The organism is Bacillota bacterium, assembly GCA_013177945.1.
GTDB lineage: Bacteria > Bacillota > DSM-12270 > Thermacetogeniales > Thermacetogeniaceae > Ch130.
In genome coordinates, this window is record JABLXW010000001.1 from 295,351 (window position 1) to 313,762 (window position 18,412).

Annotated in this window: 20 protein-coding genes and 1 pseudogene; 7 read left to right on the forward strand and 14 right to left on the reverse strand. The window is 53.1% G+C overall.

Annotated features, from left to right (window positions below; all coding sequences use genetic code 11):
* Window positions 1-56 precede the first annotated feature (56 nt).
* The 4 genes from HPY58_01575 to HPY58_01590 all read left to right on the forward strand — a co-directional run bounded on the left by HPY58_01575 (window position 57) and on the right by HPY58_01590 (window position 2,733).
* Window positions 57-806 carry an IS21 family transposase gene (locus HPY58_01575; GenBank protein ID NPV28349.1) on the forward strand — a complete coding sequence of 250 codons (750 nt, stop codon included), beginning with the start codon at window positions 57-59 and terminating at the stop codon, window positions 804-806.
* Window positions 743-1,510 carry a hypothetical protein gene (locus tag HPY58_01580; GenBank protein ID NPV28350.1) on the forward strand — a complete coding sequence of 256 codons (768 nt, stop codon included), beginning with the start codon at window positions 743-745 and terminating at the stop codon, window positions 1,508-1,510. The genes HPY58_01575 and HPY58_01580 overlap by 64 nt, the downstream gene beginning before the upstream one ends.
* Before the next feature lie 16 nt (window positions 1,511-1,526).
* Window positions 1,527-2,306: an ATP-binding protein gene (locus tag HPY58_01585; protein NPV28351.1), complete on the forward strand. Its 780-nt coding sequence runs from the start codon at window positions 1,527-1,529 to the stop codon at window positions 2,304-2,306.
* Between the two features lie 175 nt (window positions 2,307-2,481).
* Window positions 2,482-2,733, forward strand: coding sequence for a hypothetical protein (locus HPY58_01590; GenBank protein ID NPV28352.1), 252 nt, complete (start codon window positions 2,482-2,484; stop codon window positions 2,731-2,733).
* A gap of 31 nt (window positions 2,734-2,764) precedes the next feature.
* On the opposite strand, the gene HPY58_01595 is transcribed toward HPY58_01590, so the two are convergent.
* The 10 genes and pseudogenes from HPY58_01595 to HPY58_01640 form a co-directional block, all read right to left on the reverse strand.
* Window positions 2,765-3,136, reverse strand: coding sequence for a hypothetical protein (locus tag HPY58_01595; protein ID NPV28353.1), 372 nt, complete (start codon window positions 3,134-3,136; stop codon window positions 2,765-2,767).
* A gap of 345 nt (window positions 3,137-3,481) precedes the next feature.
* The gene (locus HPY58_01600) at window positions 3,482-3,877 is read right to left on the reverse strand and encodes a hypothetical protein (protein NPV28354.1); all 396 of its coding nucleotides are present in this window, start codon (window positions 3,875-3,877) and stop codon (window positions 3,482-3,484) included.
* Window positions 3,878-3,941: 64 nt separating this feature from the next.
* A pseudogene (locus HPY58_01605) lies at window positions 3,942-4,447 on the reverse strand (DJ-1/PfpI/YhbO family deglycase/protease).
* A gap of 158 nt (window positions 4,448-4,605) precedes the next feature.
* Complete coding sequence (locus HPY58_01610; protein ID NPV28355.1) at window positions 4,606-5,103, reverse strand: lytic transglycosylase domain-containing protein; 498 nt, start codon at window positions 5,101-5,103, stop codon at window positions 4,606-4,608.
* Window positions 5,104-5,670: 567 nt separating this feature from the next.
* A complete protein-coding gene (locus HPY58_01615; protein ID NPV28356.1) occupies window positions 5,671-6,132 on the reverse strand; it encodes a gamma-glutamylcyclotransferase in 462 nt (153 codons plus the stop codon).
* 138 nt (window positions 6,133-6,270) lie between these two features.
* Window positions 6,271-6,654, reverse strand: coding sequence for a hypothetical protein (locus HPY58_01620; GenBank protein NPV28357.1), 384 nt, complete (start codon window positions 6,652-6,654; stop codon window positions 6,271-6,273).
* 372 nt (window positions 6,655-7,026) lie between these two features.
* On the reverse strand, window positions 7,027-7,233 hold the full coding sequence (locus tag HPY58_01625; GenBank protein ID NPV28358.1) for a hypothetical protein: 207 nt from the start codon (window positions 7,231-7,233) through the stop codon (window positions 7,027-7,029).
* A gap of 331 nt (window positions 7,234-7,564) precedes the next feature.
* Entirely contained in the window at window positions 7,565-8,506 is a 942-nt protein-coding gene (gene nadE, locus HPY58_01630) for an NAD(+) synthase (GenBank protein NPV28359.1), read from the reverse strand.
* Between the two features lie 422 nt (window positions 8,507-8,928).
* Entirely contained in the window at window positions 8,929-10,446 is a 1,518-nt protein-coding gene (locus tag HPY58_01635) for a diguanylate cyclase (GenBank protein ID NPV28360.1), read from the reverse strand.
* 420 nt (window positions 10,447-10,866) lie between these two features.
* Window positions 10,867-11,082, reverse strand: a complete 216-nt coding sequence (locus tag HPY58_01640) for a hypothetical protein (protein NPV28361.1) — start codon at window positions 11,080-11,082, stop codon at window positions 10,867-10,869.
* 127 nt (window positions 11,083-11,209) lie between these two features.
* Between HPY58_01640 and HPY58_01645 the strand changes: the two genes are divergently transcribed.
* Window positions 11,210-11,422: a type II toxin-antitoxin system HicB family antitoxin gene (locus HPY58_01645; GenBank protein ID NPV28362.1), complete on the forward strand. Its 213-nt coding sequence runs from the start codon at window positions 11,210-11,212 to the stop codon at window positions 11,420-11,422.
* 109 nt (window positions 11,423-11,531) lie between these two features.
* Window positions 11,532-12,725 (forward strand): DNA polymerase IV, encoded by a 1,194-nt coding sequence (gene dinB / locus HPY58_01650; protein NPV28363.1) that lies wholly within the window; start codon window positions 11,532-11,534, stop codon window positions 12,723-12,725.
* On the opposite strand, the gene fusA is transcribed toward dinB, so the two are convergent.
* Complete coding sequence (gene fusA, locus HPY58_01655; GenBank protein NPV28364.1) at window positions 12,726-14,783, reverse strand: elongation factor G; 2,058 nt, start codon at window positions 14,781-14,783, stop codon at window positions 12,726-12,728.
* A 208-nt stretch (window positions 14,784-14,991) separates the two neighbouring features.
* Between fusA and HPY58_01660 the strand changes: the two genes are divergently transcribed.
* Window positions 14,992-15,183 carry a small, acid-soluble spore protein, alpha/beta type gene (locus HPY58_01660; protein NPV28365.1) on the forward strand — a complete coding sequence of 64 codons (192 nt, stop codon included), beginning with the start codon at window positions 14,992-14,994 and terminating at the stop codon, window positions 15,181-15,183.
* Between the two features lie 47 nt (window positions 15,184-15,230).
* On the opposite strand, the gene HPY58_01665 is transcribed toward HPY58_01660, so the two are convergent.
* Genes HPY58_01665 through nuoE form a run of 3 tightly spaced genes read right to left on the reverse strand, consistent with a single transcriptional unit; the run spans window position 15,231 to window position 18,341 of the window.
* A complete protein-coding gene (locus tag HPY58_01665) occupies window positions 15,231-15,899 on the reverse strand; it encodes a 4Fe-4S binding protein (GenBank protein ID NPV28366.1) in 669 nt (222 codons plus the stop codon).
* Window positions 15,871-17,808, reverse strand: a complete 1,938-nt coding sequence (locus HPY58_01670; protein NPV28367.1) for an NADH-quinone oxidoreductase subunit NuoF — start codon at window positions 17,806-17,808, stop codon at window positions 15,871-15,873. The genes HPY58_01665 and HPY58_01670 overlap by 29 nt, the downstream gene beginning before the upstream one ends.
* Window positions 17,805-18,341 carry an NADH-quinone oxidoreductase subunit NuoE gene (nuoE, locus tag HPY58_01675; GenBank protein ID NPV28368.1) on the reverse strand — a complete coding sequence of 179 codons (537 nt, stop codon included), beginning with the start codon at window positions 18,339-18,341 and terminating at the stop codon, window positions 17,805-17,807. The genes HPY58_01670 and nuoE overlap by 4 nt, the downstream gene beginning before the upstream one ends.
* Between the last annotated feature and the right edge of the window lie 71 nt (window positions 18,342-18,412).

Here is an 18,412-nt window from a genome sequence, read left to right on the forward strand (position 1 = left end):
TTCCAGTTAACTTAAACTATCCCTGAAGGAACATGCTTCAGGGAGGAAAATGGGGGATGATTAAAGTGGATCAATGGACAACCATCAGAACGCTTTACAACGAGGGGTACGGCAAAAAGAGAATCGCAAAAATTCTGGGGATTTCTGTGAACACGGTACGGCGCGCCCTGAAAGATGATACTCCACCCAGCTACCGGCGTACGAAAACTACGGAGCAAAAGATTCTCCCTTACCTTGAACAAGTCAGAGAGATGTATCTGGAAAAGAAGCTGATCGGCACTCGCATCTTCGAAGAGCTGAAAAAGCTGGGTTATGACGGCTCCCTGATGACCCTCTACCGCTGCCTCAGGATGCTTAAAGAAGAGCCAGGGAACAGAGCCAGCCTGAGATTTGAGACGCTACCAGGAGAGCAGGCCCAATTCGACTGGTCCCCCTTTGATGTAGAGATTGCCGGGGAAAAGGTCCGGGTCTACTGCTTCCTGGTGATCCTGGGGTACAGCCGGATGAAGTACATGACTTTTAACTTGAAGCAGGACCTCTTTGCGGTAATCGAAGCCCTGGAGGAAGCCTTCTGGTTCTTCGGGGGCAGCTCGAAGGAGCTCCTGGTGGACAATGCCAAACAGATAGTCTTTGAAATCAGAAACGGTGTAAAGTGCTTCAACGAGACATTCCTGGCCCTGGCGGGGCTCTACCGCTTCCGGCCGGTTGCCAAAAGACGCGGCACCCCCAGACCAAAGGGAAGGTGGAGCGGCCCTTCTACTACATCCAGGAGCACTTCATCAAGGGGAACTCCTTTGACTCCTTAGAGGACCTGATTAACAAAGGCCATGCCTTCATCCTGGAGTGGTGCGCAAAGGAGCACAGGACAACCCTTAAGAAACCGGAGGAGCTTTTTCGGGAAGAAAAGGAATTACTCCAGCCGCTCCCGCAAACCCCGTTTACTCAAAGCCTGCGCAAGAGCCGGAAAGTAAGCCGGGACTGCCTTGTCTCCGTAGGCGGCAGCAGGTACTCAGTTCCAGCGCAGCATGCAGGAACCAGGGTCTGGGTTCTCGTCAGACACGGACATCTTCTGGAGATCCAGGACCAGGCCGGGGCTGTAATTGCAACACACGAATTGTCAAAGACCAAAGGGTCCACCAACATCAAAGAAGAGCACTACCAAAGCTTGCGCAAAGCACCCTGCACTGCACCGCGCATCCGGGAAATATTCATGCAGTCTTTCCCCTCAGGGAGGGACTACTACCGGCTTCTGCTGGAGAAGGTCGGCTGCAACGCCACCTACCATGCCCAGAGGATTCTCGACCTCAAGGCGTACTACCCGGACGAAGCAATCGACCAGGCGCTAAGACACGCCCTCAGGTACAGGGCGGCCTCTTACAAAACGGTGACCAATATCCTGAAATCACTGGTGTTCTGGCACTCTACCCCTTCCGCAGGAACTCCGGCGCCTCTTCCCGTAACAGGGCAAATGGTCCGGCCGCTTGCCTGCTACCGGGAACTGCTGCAGTAGGGGGAGGGGATGAGCGATGACGCACGAAGACCTGGTTCAGCTCAAAGAAAACCTGAAACTGCTGAGGCTGAAAGAGATCCAGCAGATCTTCGAGGCAGAAGCCGAAAGAGCGACTCGGGAAAACTCAAGCTACATCGAATACCTTGCCCGTCTGGTGCAGGCCGAAGTGGAGCGCAAAACCGATGCATCCATCGACCGGAAGATCCAGATGGCCCGGTTTCCCAGGCAGTGCACCCTGGAGAGCTTCGACTTCAACTTCCAGCCGAGCATCAACGCCAGAGAGGTCCGGGAACTGGCCCAAACCTTGAGCTTCATCACAAGAAAAGAAAACGTAATCTTCATGGGACCCCCGGGTGTAGGCAAGACCCACCTGGCCATTGCCTTAGGGATCAAGGCCTGCATTGCCCGCTACCGGGTGCTGTTCATGACCTGTGCGGATCTCGTTGACTATCTCTATGCAGGAATGGCCGACATGAGTGTGGCCGCGAAACTTGAGTCGCTTGCCCGGCTGCATCTCTTAATCATCGATGAAATCGGCTACATGCCCGTAGACAAGCAAGAAGCAAACCTCTTCTTCCAGCTGGTGAGCAGACGCTATGAGCATGGTTCCATTATCATCACCACCAACCTTCCCTTTGACCAGTGGGACACGGTCTTTGGGGATGAAGTAATCTCTTCAGCGATCATTGACAGGCTGGTGCACCACTGCCACATCTTCCAGATCACCGGCAACAGCTACAGGATGAAGGACAGACTGAAACCCAAAAAGGGGGTGGCAGGTAGCCGGTTAAATTAAAATAAAAATGGCGGCGGATCAAATTACATCTATTACCAGTTCTGGAAGGAGATCAATTGATCAAGGGATCAAATTTCGATGTTAAAAAGGGATCACTTTTACTTGACAATCTAGAACCGAATATAACATTAATGATACCATATATATAAAGTAAATCATTAAGGAGGCGGTATTTATGGCCAAAAATTACAAATCTTATTCACTCCGCACTTCGCAAAGCCAGGCAGCCGCGTTCGAAGCTGTGGCTGCTTTCCGCGGTGAGAGTTTTAATTCCGCTGTAATTTCAGCCATGCGTGCTCTTATTTTGGAGACATTCGCCAAGGAAATAGAAGCAGGAGAAGATTTGCTCCTGCGAAAAATGCCGGAGCCCTTGCGATTATCCGATGTATGCAGGGAATTCGGAATCGATTTTAAAGAAAAGAAATAAAAGGCCTTTCGAAAAAACGAAAAACTCGGATTCAACCCGAGTCCAAGGCCGTGAGCTGCGCTTTTTTGCTTTTTCCAGACGCGAAAAGGCCCGGCAGAGAACCGGGTCTCTTAAAAAATTTTTCGCCCGGCTTCCCGACGCCGGACCGCTCAGCTCTTGAGGCACGTTTCATGCAGAAGCTCCCCAAATCTTCCCCGCGCCGCTGGGTTGGAAAGCAACACCTCGGCATAGAGCCAGTCCACCACGCTTCGAACACTTCTCCCGTGTAGTAGAGACTACAGACAGTACCGGTGTTTGTGGACACCTTCTGTAGCTTCCTTGGCGGCAGGCCCGCCCCGGCAGCCACCACCCGGTTCACTTCTTCCAGAAGCGCCTGGTTGCCGTAGATTCTCAGCCTGGGCATCGGGCGTCTTTTTCGCCTGGTGCGCGGACCACGTCCGCGCATGCGTGCAGCTCCACCCAGGCCCGGATGAAACCCCTGCCGTTGATGCTGCCGCAGGGGTACGGCCTTTCCGGAGCCTGGCAGACATCATCCGACGTTGTGGCCGTGCCCTAGAAAACCCCCTAGGACGCAAGCCCCGGCGTCAGTTGCGGTGTCGATGATTCTCACCGGGCCGGGTTTCCGCTTCCAATATTGCGGGTCCGATACCCCCATTTGGCGAAACTTCCGTGCTATAATGTGCGCCATCGAAGAGCTGATGCCTAGCATGTAAGCTATTTTGTAATTTCTGCCACAATGCTCACCTGCTCACCTTTTTAATCCCCTGCAAAGGACCAAACTCAAGCTCAGACCTGCCCAGCTTCCGGCAAAGGCCAGCGCGCAGGCGTAAGCAAGAGATACAGGCCACGCTACTTCCAGACCTGCAAACCAGGCCACCATCGGCACAAGATACGCTCCAGCCCAGGCCAGTCCTAGGGGAAGCATAGTCTCCCGTGAATATCTACCGGCCAGCCACCCAGCGGAAGCGCCCGCCAGGAGCATGGCGATAAATGACGCAATGAGCAGAGCTGCGGCTGCCCGCTCGTTCACACCCAGGGCTTTTATGCCTTTTGGGTCCATTATGAAAAGCCCGCCGGCGAGGGCCGCTATGCCCACTAAAAGTGCTGAAAGGGTTCTTTCTGCTAAATGCAGGTCGTCACACATCTAACATCACCCGTTTTTATCTGGAGTTGCCAGAAGAAATTCGACTTTTTCTCTGTTCTTACTTTCAGTACCGCCCAAGCAACCCCGCCACCGCCCGGGCAAACGCCTCCGCGCTCTGGGGGTCCCTGGCCGTCACGACGTTCCCGGAGACGACCACACTCCGGTCAACATACCTGGCGCCCGCTGTCTTGAGCTCCCGCACCGCCGACGGATCGGGGTAGACCGTCGCCTCTTTTTTTCCATCAAGGCAGCCGGCGCGAGCCAGCACCACCGGGGACAGGCAGACCGCTGCCACAACCTTGTTTTGCCGGTGGGCCTCCCGCACTACCCGGCGAAGTTCTTTGTCGTCCCAAAGATACACCTTCGACCCCGTGCCGCCTGCGATTACCACAGCGTCGTAGTCGGCGCCACGGACGTCGGAGAAAGCTATGTCGGGTCTTACGGTGCCGCCAAGCATCCCCTTGGCCATCTCCTTCACACTCTGGCCACGGTGATCTGGGCGCCCTTTTCCTCCAGGACGCGCCTGGGCGTGAAGAACTCCTCGTCCCTGAAATCTCTGGGGGCAACCATTAGGAGGTTAAAAAAGATGGCCTCCAGGGTGGTCCGCAATAGCGCCACCGTGAGGTAAGCCCGCAGGGCGGCAACTCGGATTCCGGCACCGCCTGTGACGCCTGCGGCCGATCCGGCCCCAACGATCGGCACGATTTGCGCCCCGGCTTCCCGGCCAGTCATGGCCGCCAGCACCTTCTCCACATAGGTTCGTGTTTCGGATACGGCGGTACGCCGGCGTATCTCTCCACGGCCCCTGGCCCGGCGTTGTATGCTGCCAGGGCCAGCCGGAGATCGCCGCCGAAGCGGTCAAGAAGATGGCGGAGGTAGCGGGCAGGGCATCCCCGACCGCAAGCCCCAGCAGGCAGCCGCAAAATTTCCGGCAGCCGGTATTCGGCGCTGCGAACCCCGTCCTCCCCGGTCATTACAGGCCGCGCGATCCCGGCACGCCCGGGTTCAAAGGCGGTCCGTTCCGGGAATCTTTCTCTCCGCGACCGTCCACCCGTCCCCCTGCCTTTTGACCTCGGCCAGGAACCCAGCCACCGCGTACACGGTGCCGCCCAGGTGGTGAACAGGAAAATGATCCTTGGCCTTGAAGGTCCAGCGGCCCTCGAAGCACCCCGGCGCGGCCTCGGCCGCCGCCACCTCGCCCACAAAGATCCAGTGGTCGCCTCCATCGTATGTCTTCCACAGGCGGCACTCCACCCCGGCCAGGCACTCGGCCACCAGCGGGGCGGGGACCTTCCGCCCTGCCACGGGAGTCAGCCCCGCAGCCGCAAACTTGTCCACGTCCCTTCCTGAGACGGTACCGCAGAAGTGGACGCGGTCGAGAAGCCCGTAGCCGGGGACATTCAGGGTGAAGGCACCGGTGGCCCGCACATACTCTGCGGTCAGGTGCTGCTTGGCCACGGCTACAGCGACCAGGGGCGGTTTTCTGCTGACAGGCATCTGCCACGAGGCGGCCATCACGTTGGGCCTGCCGTCCTTCCGGCTCCCGATGAGCACCACGCAACCGGGCGCGAGAAGACGGTAAGCCTCGTCAGGCGCTATCTCACTTTTGTCCATGCGCATCTCCACTCCTTCTGCCGGGAATATGGCGCTGGTTCCGTGGGTCGAAGCCCACAGCAACAGCCGCACGGTCCCAGCGCCGTCTGAAGGGTCCAATAATGTACTTCTGCAAGAAGCCAAACCCAAGCCAGCCGAACTGGCAGCTGAAAACAACTAATCCCTTTCCCGGTTTTCGGCTAGTCCAGCGTTTCTATGGCCCGCAGGAGTTGCATGTATCCTTCGCTCAGGCAGTCCGCCCCGGCTAGCAGGTGGCTGAGGTATTCGCGAGTGGGTTTGAGCCCACCCTGGACTTTTTCAGGGTTTGCCACATAGGTCACGGCGGTGACGTCTTTACCTGTCTGTTGTCGCTCCACGTTGACCAGATGGCGCCTGTAGTGATGAGGGACGCCTTCATAGTGGTCAAGCCTCCGCAACTCTTCTTCCGAAAGGAGGTACAGGACGCCCTCCACCGCATCGCCGGGGCAAGGCATAATGTTGGCGAAGCCTGCGCCGGGGACCTTTGCAGACGCCTTGTTGAACTCCAGACGCCAGTTTCTGAGGATCCCGAGGACGCGGTCGGGGCACCGCCCGATCCGCTCTTTCATTTGGTTGGCGTCTATATTGGAGCCGTAGGCAAAGTACCAGATACTGGCAGTCAAGTTTAACCTTGTCTTCCTTCCTCTCTTTGGATGTTAAACCACATTTTCCTTTGGTCAACCGTTCCAGGACCATAGCCAGCAAGCATGACCGATATAATCGCCTTCGCTGTATCTAAATGTTCATATGCAATTCAACACTTATGGTAGCGGTCGCAGAACTGGCTGTACCTGAGACCATCCGGGTGCTGTGCTATGTATGCCTATGCTTATTTCTCTGTTCTTCCGGCTTATATACACCGGATAGAAACGCAGGACCTTGCCATATTTAAAATAATATTCCCTGGCTATATGCACGAAACCTGAATTCTTTTGCCTTCCGCAGCTGTTATTTACCACATCATCAAGGAAAATCGCAATATTAACGCCGGCTGCAAGTGAATCAACACTGCTCTCTAACGTCTTGATTATTTTGCTGTTTCCTTTGAATACAGGTATGGCGTTGACTTTTTGCATTATCCAAAGAACAATTGGCTCTATGATAATTGTCAGCAGCCTGCAGAAAGGTTTCGCTATTACAGGCACATTTTCGAAAAGGTCCTTATTCCATGTATGCACTACATGATTTCTCGCCGATCATATCGCTTATGACCCACGACCTGAATTCATAAGGAAAAAAGTTCCATTGCGATGGGACCATAGATGCCGGAATGGTTACAAACAAATACAGAAGGTTCCTCTTTTATCACATTTTCCTTCCTGGTGACAAGGTGTTCATGCAATATCTTCCTTAAATATCCATTTCAGTATGGTAAACAGTATCTCCATTTACGGCTGTCCTCATGCCTTTCTCCCCGCCGCTGAGGGGTGATCAAATCTTTAAGCCACTAGAAAGACATTTCCCACAGCATGCGGGAAACAATCTCCGGTAGACTCTCCGCTGCAGGCAGGTTTTCATCAACCAGAAAGCCCGCCCACTCTCTGTAAAAATGCTGCCGTCTCCAGGGCAGTTAAAACCTGATGATAGGGGCTCAGCTGCAAATACAGCACGCCCAACTGAAAGCAGAGCCATATATAGTCCTTTGTTATGATGCCGGAGATTATCGCTGCCAGGGTCATAATGATGGCAAACCCGTATAGCTTTTGCATTTTCCAGGGGCCCATAGAAAATGCCTCCTGCAAGTACTTTATTTAATCATTCTTCCGAAGCCACCCAATTCCTTCTGTTCTGCTGATGTTAATTCTTGTCGGCCCCAATATTGACCCGAGCTGGCCAGCCTTGAGGGTATCTCTTCGGATTCTCTTCCGGTGCCAACGTGGCCGCAGCCTTAAGGCTACTGAAGTGACCGGAGAAAGGGAAAACATTACCCTTACGATAAAGTTGGCTGCTTGCTCAGGCTTAGCGGCTGTTCCCGGGCCTTACTCTCTCGTCTCGGTGGCCTGGATGGCCTGCCACACAGTGGGGGGGGCAACATCGTGGAACAAAGAATTGTGCTTAATTTTGGATCTGGGGGAAATAGGTCTGGCGCATATGGGCCGATCTCTGTATAAGGTTCTTAACGTACTCAACTCTTTCTTTTTCGACGCCAACCGCTTGGCTGATTTCGGATTCAGCCCAGCCCTTTTCTAAAGCCAGTAGGATAAGATCAAGCTCTTTATAGGAAAGACCTATTGCCTCTTCATCGTTGATGCCGGGAAGGATATCAGGGGAAGGAGCCTTTTCAATGATGCGTGTCGGAATCTCCAAATGGCGAGCAAGGGCCCTCACCTGGGTTTTATAAAGGTCAAGAAGGGGCATGACATCAGCAGCATCGTCGCAGCCGTGTTTGACAAAAAAGCCGATTTTGTATTCTGTCTTGTTGGCGCAGCCTACAACCAGTCTGTTTTCAAGCTCTCCGTGGAGGTAAAGCAGGACCATACGCAGACGGTGTTTTAACCGATAGTAAGCATTTCCTGTTTTGAGGTACGAGGTGAAGTCTTTGTCCTTGAACCCTAAGAGACTTGCTGAAAAAGGAGTTTCTCCAGTTTTCTTTCGATAGTAGTTGTAAGCGGTTTTCATGATTCTTTCTCGGAGCTTTCCGAAAAAGGAAAGTTTATCCAAAGCAAACAGGCGGTATGCCTCCACTTCTTTCAGCCAAGTTGTGAGACTGATTACTCTGGCATTGATTCCTAAATCTGCCGCCAAAGTGAGAGCATCTTGGAAGTGTTCCTTACGGGAGTCTTTTTCGGGCATCACAAGTGCAACTACTTTATCGGGACCAACTGCTCTTCGGCACAAAGCAGCGACAACTGCCGAGTCCACCCCGCCGCTAAGCCCGAGGATCACTCCTTCCCTTTCGAGTTCCTCCACTTTCGCGGCAATGAATCTGGTAAGAAGGGGAGTGACAGCTGCAGAATCGATCTGCATTTCTGTCTGGAGACTCTCAAGCCCCGTCAAAACGATCTCCTCCTCGTTTCGCTTGTAAACACGCTGATGAAGGGGAAAGGTTCAAGTGCTCGGCTAACATCTTCTATTAAGCGCGAAAACACACCCTCCTCAAAATACCGACTCTTATAATATGCATGAGGTTGACATAACCAGACTGCCTTTGAACCTTTGGCCAACAAAAATGTCTTTAAAAGCCTTCAAAAATTTTTCTTCTTTCGTCACAATGTCCCCCTAGGAGCTCGTTGCGAATAACCTTATTTTCATCTCGCCCCGTTGGGCTTGAAAAATTGCATCAGACCAAAATGCATACATAAACCCCCCATAATTAAAAAGAGCTACGGCTGATACACCCTGCACGGCCTGTTTGGGAGACCTTTCTCCCGGCGAGGCAAAACTCCGGCATGTTGTCTTTTCCACTTCTACACGCGGCTTTACCTTTTTTCCGAAAGCAACCTTACAAAAACTTCCACAAGGTGCGGGTCAAACTGGGTCCCCGCACCCTTTCTTAGCTCCTCCAGGGCCTCCTCGGGTGACAGAGCAGGGCGGTAGGGCCGTTCCGAGGTCATCGCGTCATAGGCGTCGGCTATGGCCAGGATGCGGCTCAGGATGTGGATTTCCTCGCCGCGCAGCCCGCGGGGATATCCCTTCCCGTTCCACCGCTCGTGATGCTGCCGGATGAGTTCCGCCACAGGGACAAGTTCGGGTGAAGAAAGGGCGATCCGGTACCCCACCTCAGGGTGGTGTTTCACTTCCTCCCACTCTTTCTCGGTGAGCGCAGAAGGCTTAAAAAGGATGTGCTCAGGCACTCCCAGCTTACCCACGTCGTGCACGTCCGCCAAAAGGCAAAGAATATCCAGGTCGCTTCGAGAGAGCCCCACCGCTCTGCCCAGCATACAGGCCAGCTTTTTCACCCGCTCCGTGTGACCCCCGGCCACGTAATCCTTCTCCGCCAGGGCCGCCTTGAGCACGCGGACGACCGCACGGTGCGGCTCCGCCTCCCTGGCGAGCTTGTCCCTGTACATGGCGTCGTCGGCCTCCGCGTAAACCTCCCGCAGCGGGCGGGAAGCATCCTCCACCGTCGCCACCCCCACGGAAACGCTCAGAGGGAGATCCGGGTGCTGCGCGTTGTCCGTCTCTACCGCCTCGGTTATGCGCCCGACTACTTCTTCCGCTGCCTTCCGGTTCGTCTGCGGCAGGATCACGGCAAACTCGTCCCCGCCGACCCGGGCCACCACGTCGGACCCGCGGACGCAACCCGCGATTACCTTTGCCGCACGGCGCAGGAGCTCGTCGCCCTGCTCGTGGCCCAGGGCATCGTTGACCACCTTGAGGCCGTTGAGGTCGCAAAGGATAAGGCTCACGGGAAAGGAGCGGCCCTTCTCCAGCCGCCGCAGTTCCTCCTCGAAGAAGGCGCGGTTGTAAAGCCCGGTGAGAGCGTCGTGCATGCTCTGGTACCTCAGCTCTTCCTCCATCTTCTTGCGCTCGCCGATGTCGCGGATGCACTGGACCGCCCCGAGCAGGTTCCCTTTCTCGTCGCAGATCGGGGCCGCGAGGGTCCAGAAATGAAGCCCCCTGCCGCCGTAAGCGCAGGGGGCAAAACCTTCCCCGACAAGAACTTGGCCCCTCCTCTCAATCTTTTCGTACTCCTGCTCCCACTCCTTGCCGTTGCCGAGCAGGATGTTCACGAGGATGGGCCTGCGTTCCCCGAAAAAAGGGACGGCGTAAGTGTATTCGCCCTTGCCCAGTATTTCCTCCTTCGTGACTCCAGTCATTTCTTCCACGGCCCGGTTCCACACGACCACCTTGCCTGCGCGGTCGATGGCAAGGACGCCATCCGGGAGGGAGTCGACGATTTTCTCAAGAAGGCTCAGCCGCCCCCCTAACTTTTCTGGTGGTAGTTCGCTGCTTTCAACGAGCAGGAGTTCCAGCAATTCCCTGGCCGCTTTAATTTTGTCTTCCGGTAAAGCGTCCACCAGCCGGTGGAGTCCGTCTCTTCCCTGGCCCGAGTTCACGCTCTTCACCGCCCTCTTAAAGCACCTTGACGTAGAGTTTTCTACTTCGGGAAGCAAAATCCTGCGCGAGAGTAGAGCCGGAACCTACCCACCCGCCAAGTGCAACAGCCGTTTCGTCCAGGAGATCGGCAGCAACGGAATAATCTTTTTCACTTCAATGGCGGGTTGAGACCAGTTTTGCCGAACTTAAAGGCCCCCTGGGATTGGATCGGGCAACCCTGCGTGGGACAAACAAGGTGCAGATCCAGGTGCTGCTTTTCTTTGCGGCGCACAATATCAAGCAGTTGGTGAAGGTTATACGGAAAGGCCGGGTGCCTGGATGGACAAAGAAAATGTTTCTGCATTTTTCTGCTGGATTCAACTCTTTGGCCTTGGTATTTGAGGGTCTTTGGCAACAGCCCCATCAAACATCACAAACAGAGTTTTTCTTTTATGCAAGGATGTATAAAATCGGGCCTTGGGGACAATTTGGGGACAGTTGGGGGTGTGGACGCAAATATCCCCCGTTGTGAAGATGCTGGTGTGGCCCAACCGGGAACTAATTTCCTTGATGTTTACTCCCTCCCCGATCAGGACGGTGGCGCTGGTGTGGCGCGGGCCGTGAAAGGGAAAATAGGCAGGCCGTGTTTCTTCAGGAACTTGGGGGACCTATCATTACGTCTGGCGTGGATGTAATAGCTGCCAAAAGGAGGCGCGAGCATTGAAGCGGTATCTTGTGGTGATTGAGAAGACCGACAGCAATTATTCGGCCTACCTTCCCGACGTGCCGGGGTGTGCGGCCACCGGGAGGGCAGTCGAGAAGGTCAAGACAAACATCGGAGAGGCCCTGAAGATGCATCTGGAGGGCCTTGCCGAGGACGGCCTGCCCATCCCGGAGCCGAAGGTGGAGGGTGACTACATCAGGCCTGGGTAGTAGTCCCTTGGGCCGCGGTGTCAAGATGAAGCCGGAGCCCTTGAAGACTTGACACGAACCTGTGTTCTGGGTAAGATCGCATTAAGAACACCAGTTCGGAGTGATTAACATGGAAAGGGCAATCCTGCTCGCCGATATGAACTCTTTTTTTGCCAGCGTCCACCAGGCTTTAAACTCTGGCCTGCAGGGTAAACCTGTGATTGTTGCAGGGGACCCGGAAAAACGCCATGGCATCGTTTTGTCGGCCAGCTACGAAGCCAAAAGAAAGGGCGTAAAAACAGGAATGACGGTATGGGAAGCGCGCCGCCTGTGCCCAAAGGGATTTTTTATCAAACCCCAATATTATCTCTACACGTATTTTTCCGGCCACATCTTACGGATCATGCAAGACTTTACCCCCCTTGTCGAACCGTTCTCGATTGACGAGGCCTTCCTGGATGTTACCGGCTGCCGGAAACTCTTCAGCTCGCCGGTGGCAATTGCCCAGCAACTAAAAAAACGGATCCAACAAGAATTAAAGATAACCTGCAGCATCGGAATCGGACCAAACAAGCTGTTAGCCAAGATGGCTGCGGACCTGGAAAAACCGGATGGGTTAACGGTAATTCGCCACCAGGATGTTCCCCTTCTCCTCTGGCCCCTCCCCGTCCGGAAGCTCTTCGGGGTGGGTCCCCGCTACGAACAGCACCTGCGAAAACTCAACATCCATACGATCGGTGACCTGGCAAAATTCCCTGTTGACGTTCTCAAGCGAAAGTTTGGGTTAACCGGAGAAATTTTATGGTTAAACGCAAACGGGATAGATTCGAGCCCCGTTGACCCCAATAGCTTCAACCAGGCAAAAAGCATCGGCCAGCAGATTACCCTTCCCCGCGACTACCGGGGGGATGAAATTAAGGTGGTTCTTCTGGAGCTGGCCGATCTGGTAAGCTACCGCGCCAGAACCGGAGGATATCTGGGAAAGACCGTAATTTTATCTCTGAAAGATCCCAACTTTTCCTGGATCTCCCGGATGCAAACGCTAAAGGAGTATACCAACCTTCCTTCAGATATTTACCGGGTAGCCCTGGCCTTGCTAAAAAGACATTGGTTCCCAACATGGCCTGTGCGTCTTGCGGGAATAACCCTCACCAACCTTATCCCCCAAAAGATCGAACAACCGGATTTGTTCGGGGAACAGGAAAAACTCAAAAGGATTGCAAAAGCATGCGACCTTGTGCGAAGCAGGTTTGGGAAAAAAACTCTCTTCCGCGCTGTTTCTCTAACAGGGGGATGCCTTCAATACCTGCGAAGCGAAAACTAATTATTTTTCCTTTTCTTTCTCCAGCTCGGCTCGACGCTTCGCAATAATCTCTTCTGCAAGCCGGGCAGGTACTTCTTCATACTGGGCAAAGTCCATCTTAAAGGAGCCGCGCCCCTGGGTAATGGATTTTAAAGCAATGGCATAATCTGAAAGTTCGGCCAAAGGAACCTGAGCGCGGATCAGCTGCATCCCCTCACCTTTGGGCTCCATGCCCAAAATACGACCACGCTTGCCGTTGAGATCTCCAATAATATCCCCCATAAACTGCTCGGGGACCGTAACTTCAACATTCATAATCGGCTCTAAAAGAACCGGATTTGCCTTTTCCGCACCCTTTTTGAAAGCCATCGAAGCCGCAATTTTAAAAGCCATTTCCGAAGAGTCAACAGGGTGGAAAGAACCGTCGTAAAGAGTAACCTTAACGCCTGTTACCGGATAACCCGCGAGAACACCCTCGTTTAAAGCTTCCCGCACCCCTTTTTCCACTGCGGGAATGTACTGTTTCGGAACGGCTCCCCCAAAAATTTTCTCTTCAAAGACAAAGTCTTGATCGGGAAGCGGTTCTAAGGTTAAAAAGACATGCCCGTACTGGCCCCGGCCGCCGGTTTGCTTCTTATATTTTCCTTCCTGCTGAACTGTGGCCCGGATTGTTTCCCGGTAAGGCACACGCGGCGGCCTGGAGTTTATTTCCACTCCAAACTTCTGCTGGAGCCGCTCGAGTACAATATCCAAATGGGTTTCTCCCATTCCGGTCAGGATGGTTTCTTTTGTTTCGAGATTCTTTGTGAGGCGGAGGGTTGGATCCTCTTCGAGCAGTCTTCCGAGGGCACTGCTCAGCTTGTCCTCGTCCCCTTTGCTCTTCGGCTCAATTGCAACTGAAAGAGCAGGTTCAGGAAAATCTATGCCGGGTAAAACAACGACTTTGTCCTTCCGGCAAAGAGTATCCCCCGTTGATGTTTCCTGCAATTTCGCGACCGCAGCAATATCTCCTGCTCTGACCTCGGGAATGGATTCCTGTTGCTTCCCGCGCATGACAAAAAGCTGTCCGACTTTTTCTTCTTTTTCTTTATTGGCATTAAAAACGATACTGTCGGACTTCAAAACCCCGGTAAATACGCGGAAGAAACTTAACTTGCCAACATAGGGGTCTGCCATAGTCTTGAAAACAAGAGCGGACAAAGGCTCCTGGTCCAAAACCCTGTCTTCCCCGGCAAGATCTGCGGGGGAAGGCACAACATCCACAAGAAAATCAAGAAGATGTCTGACGCCGATATTGTTAATGGCAGAGCCGCACAGTACAGGAATAATGCTATTTGTTTTAAAGCTTTTCCGGAGTCCCGCAAAAATCTCCTCATCGGTCAGGGGTTCTCCATCCAGATACTTCACCAGAAGCTCGTCGTCAGCTTCGGCAACCGCCTCCATTAACGTCTCCCGGGCAGCCTCGGCCTTCTCGACCAGATCATCGGGAATCGCCTGCTCCCGGTAAGTACCCTCTTTGGGGCTGTAATAATAAGCCTTCATTTTTAAGAGATCGACGACACCTGAAAATTCTGCTTCAGACCCGATTGGAAGCTGAACAGGAACAATGTTCCCCCCCAAAATCTCCTTCATCTGCTGCAGGACGCGCTCGAAATTTGCATTCTCCCGGTCCATTTTATTAATGAATGCGACCTTGAGGAGGTTCGACCGGTCTGCTTCCTTCCAGCCGATCTCCGTCTGAACTTCAACCCCCGAGACGGCGCAGAGCACTACTAAAACGCTTTCGACGATTCGCAAAGCCCCTTTTACTTCGCCGAAAAAGTCGGAGTAGCCTGGGGTGTCCAGCAGGTTAATTTTGCATTCTTTCCATTCACAGGGTGCAGTAGCTGTATTTACAGAGATTTTTCGCTTAATCTCTTCAGGAAAAAAATCGGTTGTGGCCGTGCCTTCATCAACTTTCCCAAGGCGGGTTACATGACCCGCGTTAAAAAGCATGGCTTCCACAAGAGATGTTTTTCCCGAGCCCCCGTGTCCTATTACGGCTAAATTGCGCAAACGAGATGTTTCATAAACTTTCAAATCAGTGGTCCCTCCTCCAAAATTTAGGCTAAACGCGAAAACACGTCACTTTGGACGCTTTCTAAAAAAATAGAGATTACATTGGTTAATATTATATTATAAATTACTGTAGAAGTCAAAATTCGTCCCTTAAAGAGGAAAGAGCTTGGTATAAAACTTGTTGAGTCTTTACAACACTAATAATGGGTGCACTAAAAAGGGGGTTTTTATGGGGCGTAGAAATCAAGGTTTAATGTCTGAAGCACTTAAGTGGGAGCTGGCTAAAGAGATGGGGGTAGCCGATATCGTCCAGCGCGAAGGCTGGGGAGGCGTCCCATCTCGCTACTGCGGCGGGCTTGTACGCCTTGCCATTGAAAGAGCCGAACGAAGTCTCCAGACAGAGAACCGGTTCCGCTCTTAAAACCTGTGCACCCGCCGGGGATTAAAACCCCGGCCCCTTGTTAAACTTTATTTACTCGCATATTCTTGCTCCTTTTTCTTAAAGCTGAGGGCCCCCACCGGGCAGACCTTTACGCATTCACCGCACTGGGTGCAACGGGATTCGGCAAATTTGAGATCCCCGAAAGTTGCCACCTTTCGCTCCATCCCCCGCCGGATAAAACCAATTGCTCCAACCTTGACCTGATGGTGATCCACCCAAACGCACCGGCCGCAAAGCACGCACCTGTTGGGATCGTAAATAAAAGCATCCGGGCTCTCGTCTCTGGGGACCTCCTTGAGAAGCGGTCTTAACCGGGTGAGCTTAAGTTTCAGACCCCGCTCTTTAGCAATTTTTTGCAATTCACAATTGCGGTTTTTCGGGCATTTGGCGCATCCCAGGCAATGATTCGAAAGGAGCAGTTCAAATGCCGTCCGGACCAGCCTGTCGACCCGGGGAGTGCGCGTTCGAACAACCATCCCCTCCTGAACCGGCTGCGTGCATGCGGTAACCGGATTGGGAATACCCTCAATCTCGACAAAACAGAGCCGGCAGCTCGCAGCAGGCCGCTCTGCTTCCCTGATCCCGCATAAATGGGGGATGTATATTCCCTGATCCAGAGCCGCCCACAGCAAGATCTCCCCTTCAGGGACTGTAATTTCCTTTCCATCAACGGTTATTACCACTGGTTTGCTCATGAGCTTGATCTCCTTTATCCTCCACAATAGGTGGAGATATTTTGATAACAGCCTGGTACTGAGGCGGGCAGGCCACCATACAACTGTTGCATTTCACGCATTTATCCAGGTAAATGGCCTTCAGCATATCCGGCCTGGTGTAGATAGCCTCGACGGGACAACTCCCAATACAAACATTGCAGAGTTTACTGCATTTTTCGGGCACAATATAATAAGTGATCAGCTCTTTGCACATCAAGGCGGGGCAGCGCCCTTCCTGAATATGAGCCTCGTATTCGTCGCGGAAATAACGGATCGTAGTTAAGACAGGATTCGGAGCGGTCTTGCCCAGGCCGCATAACGAGCCGGCTTTAATATCTTCGGCCAACTCCCAGAGGAGGTCGATATCCTCAGGTCTTCCCCGACCTCGTGTAATCTCCGTGAGGATATCCAGCATCTGCTTCGTTCCCAGACGACAAAATGTACACTTGCCGCAGGACTCTTTTTGGGTAAAATCCAGGAAAAACCGGGCTATCTCAACCATGCAGTCATCTTCATCTAAAACAACCAGCCCCCCCGAACCCATCATTGCTCCTGCCTGCTGCAAAGAATCGAAATCAATCGGAATATCCAGAGCACTTTCCGGCAAACAACCGCCCGAAGGACCGCCAATCTGAACCGCTTTGAACCTTTTATCATTTTTGATTCCGTTTCCTACATCGTAGAGCAGCTGCCTTAACGTGGTACCCATCGGCACTTCTGCCAAACCGGTATTGTTGACCTTTCCGGCTAGGGCGAAAACCGCTGTCCCAGGGCTATTCTCGGTGCCGATGCTCCTGAACCATTCCGCACCTTTCCGAATAATATGCGGTACATAGGAGAGGGTCTTCACGTTATTAATCACCGTAGGCTTTCCCCGCAAGCCGGAAGTTGCCGGGAAGGGAGGGCGGTGATTGGGAATGCCGGGGCTTCCTTCAATCGAAGCAATCAGTGCAGTTTCTTCCCCGCAGACAAAAGCACCTGAACCCTGAAAAATTTTTATATCGAAACTGAAATCACTTCCCAGAATCGACTCTCCCAGCAGTCCTCTTTCCCGCGCCTGCTCGAGCGCGGTTTTCACGCGCGTCACCGCCAGGGGATATTCCGCCCGGACGTAAATGTAGCCCTGCGAGGCTCCTACAGCATATGCGGCAATGATCAGCCCCTCTAAAACCTGATGGGGATTAGACTCCAGAAGAGCGCGATCCATAAAGGCGCCGGGATCCCCTTCATCAGCATTGCAGATCACATATTTAGGGGTGCCGGAGGTGTTTCTGCATGTTTCCCACTTAATTCCTGTCGGGAAGCCCGCTCCCCCCCGTCCTCGTAATTTGGAGCTTTTAATCTCGGCGACGACGGCAGCAGGATCCATGGTTAAGACCTTTGCCAGAGCCTCATAACCTTCGTGAGCAAGATAATGGTCAATGTCTTCCGGATCAATCAGGCCGCAGTTTGCCAAAATGATTTTGTTTTCGTAGATCCCGCGCGGGTAATCAGAAAAGGTCGGGAAAAAGTCATTTGGTTCAAGGGCCGCAATCGCAAATTCAAAACAGGGATCGTCATTGATGAGAAAATCCACAACCAAACGGCCCGCCGTTCCCTCATCAACCGGGCCGTAGCAAAGCGGGGGAAAGCCCGGCTTGTAAATTATAACCATCGGTTCTGCGTAGCAGTGCCCCATGCAACCTACTTCTCTAACCCCGGCATCAAGCTGGTTCCGGCTAATTTCCTCCCGAAAAGCAGCCAGAACATTAAGTGCGCCGGCAGCCCTCCCGCAGGTTGCCGTCCCCACCAGCACCAGCGGCTTTTCCTTCAAGGCTTCAAATTTTTTCCGGGCTTCCCTTTTTAACTGTTGGTAGGTCTCAACTATTGCAGGTCCGGCAGTCTTCATTGCCCACTACCTTCTTCCTCCTGGCCTTTTTCTTCCCCGCTCTTCTGCTTCTCTATTTCAAAAGTCAGCAAGATCCCATCTACTCTGATCGGCGAAACTTTACTTTCAACCTTTTCATCAACTACAACAACGGGAGCGAGGGCACAGCATCCTACACAAGCAACTCGCTCTAAACTGAATTCCCGGTCTGGAGTTGTTTCACCCTCTTTGATGTTCAGGCGCCGTTCAAAAGAGTCAAGGATAATATGCCCCCCCATCATGTGGCAGGCTGTACCCATGCATACTTTGATCTGATGTTTTCCGGGCGGGTTTAAACGGAACTGGTTGTAAAAGGTTCCGACCCCGTAAACGTCGATTTCCGGAATTTTCATGTTCTCCGCGATCTGCTGCATCGCCTCTTTGGGAAGATAACCCAATCTGTTCTGAACCTCCTGGAGAATTGGAATCAAATTCTCGCGCTCCACCCCGTACCTCTGAAGAACCGCTTCCACCTCGTTCCGGATCATCTCCAATTCTCCCGGTTGAAGTTCCATCGCGAAGCCCCCTCCCAAAAGCTTTACATAAAAAATAACAGCATTTTTACACAAAGAGACCAATTATATGT

What these genes read in the sequence shown, in the direction of transcription:
- HPY58_01575 (NPV28349.1), top strand. Translation starts at nt 57, where the DNA reads ATGATTAAAGTGGATCAATGGACAACCATCAGAACGCTTTACAACGAG.
- HPY58_01670 (NPV28367.1), bottom strand. Translation starts at nt 17,808, where the DNA reads ATGAAGACTGCCGGACCTGCAATAGTTGAGACCTACCAACAGTTAAAA.
- HPY58_01625 (NPV28358.1), bottom strand. Translation starts at nt 7,233, where the DNA reads ATGGGCCCCTGGAAAATGCAAAAGCTATACGGGTTTGCCATCATTATG.
- HPY58_01595 (NPV28353.1), bottom strand. Translation starts at nt 3,136, where the DNA reads ATGCCCAGGCTGAGAATCTACGGCAACCAGGCGCTTCTGGAAGAAGTG.
- HPY58_01665 (NPV28366.1), bottom strand. Translation starts at nt 15,899, where the DNA reads ATGAGCAAACCAGTGGTAATAACCGTTGATGGAAAGGAAATTACAGTC.
- HPY58_01590 (NPV28352.1), top strand. Translation starts at nt 2,482, where the DNA reads ATGGCCAAAAATTACAAATCTTATTCACTCCGCACTTCGCAAAGCCAG.
- HPY58_01585 (NPV28351.1), top strand. Translation starts at nt 1,527, where the DNA reads ATGACGCACGAAGACCTGGTTCAGCTCAAAGAAAACCTGAAACTGCTG.
- HPY58_01600 (NPV28354.1), bottom strand. Translation starts at nt 3,877, where the DNA reads ATGTGTGACGACCTGCATTTAGCAGAAAGAACCCTTTCAGCACTTTTA.
- dinB (NPV28363.1), top strand. Translation starts at nt 11,532, where the DNA reads ATGGAAAGGGCAATCCTGCTCGCCGATATGAACTCTTTTTTTGCCAGC.
- nuoE (NPV28368.1), bottom strand. Translation starts at nt 18,341, where the DNA reads ATGGAACTTCAACCGGGAGAATTGGAGATGATCCGGAACGAGGTGGAA.
- HPY58_01610 (NPV28355.1), bottom strand. Translation starts at nt 5,103, where the DNA reads ATGGAGGCGACCACTGGATCTTTGTGGGCGAGGTGGCGGCGGCCGAGG.
- HPY58_01660 (NPV28365.1), top strand. Translation starts at nt 14,992, where the DNA reads ATGGGGCGTAGAAATCAAGGTTTAATGTCTGAAGCACTTAAGTGGGAG.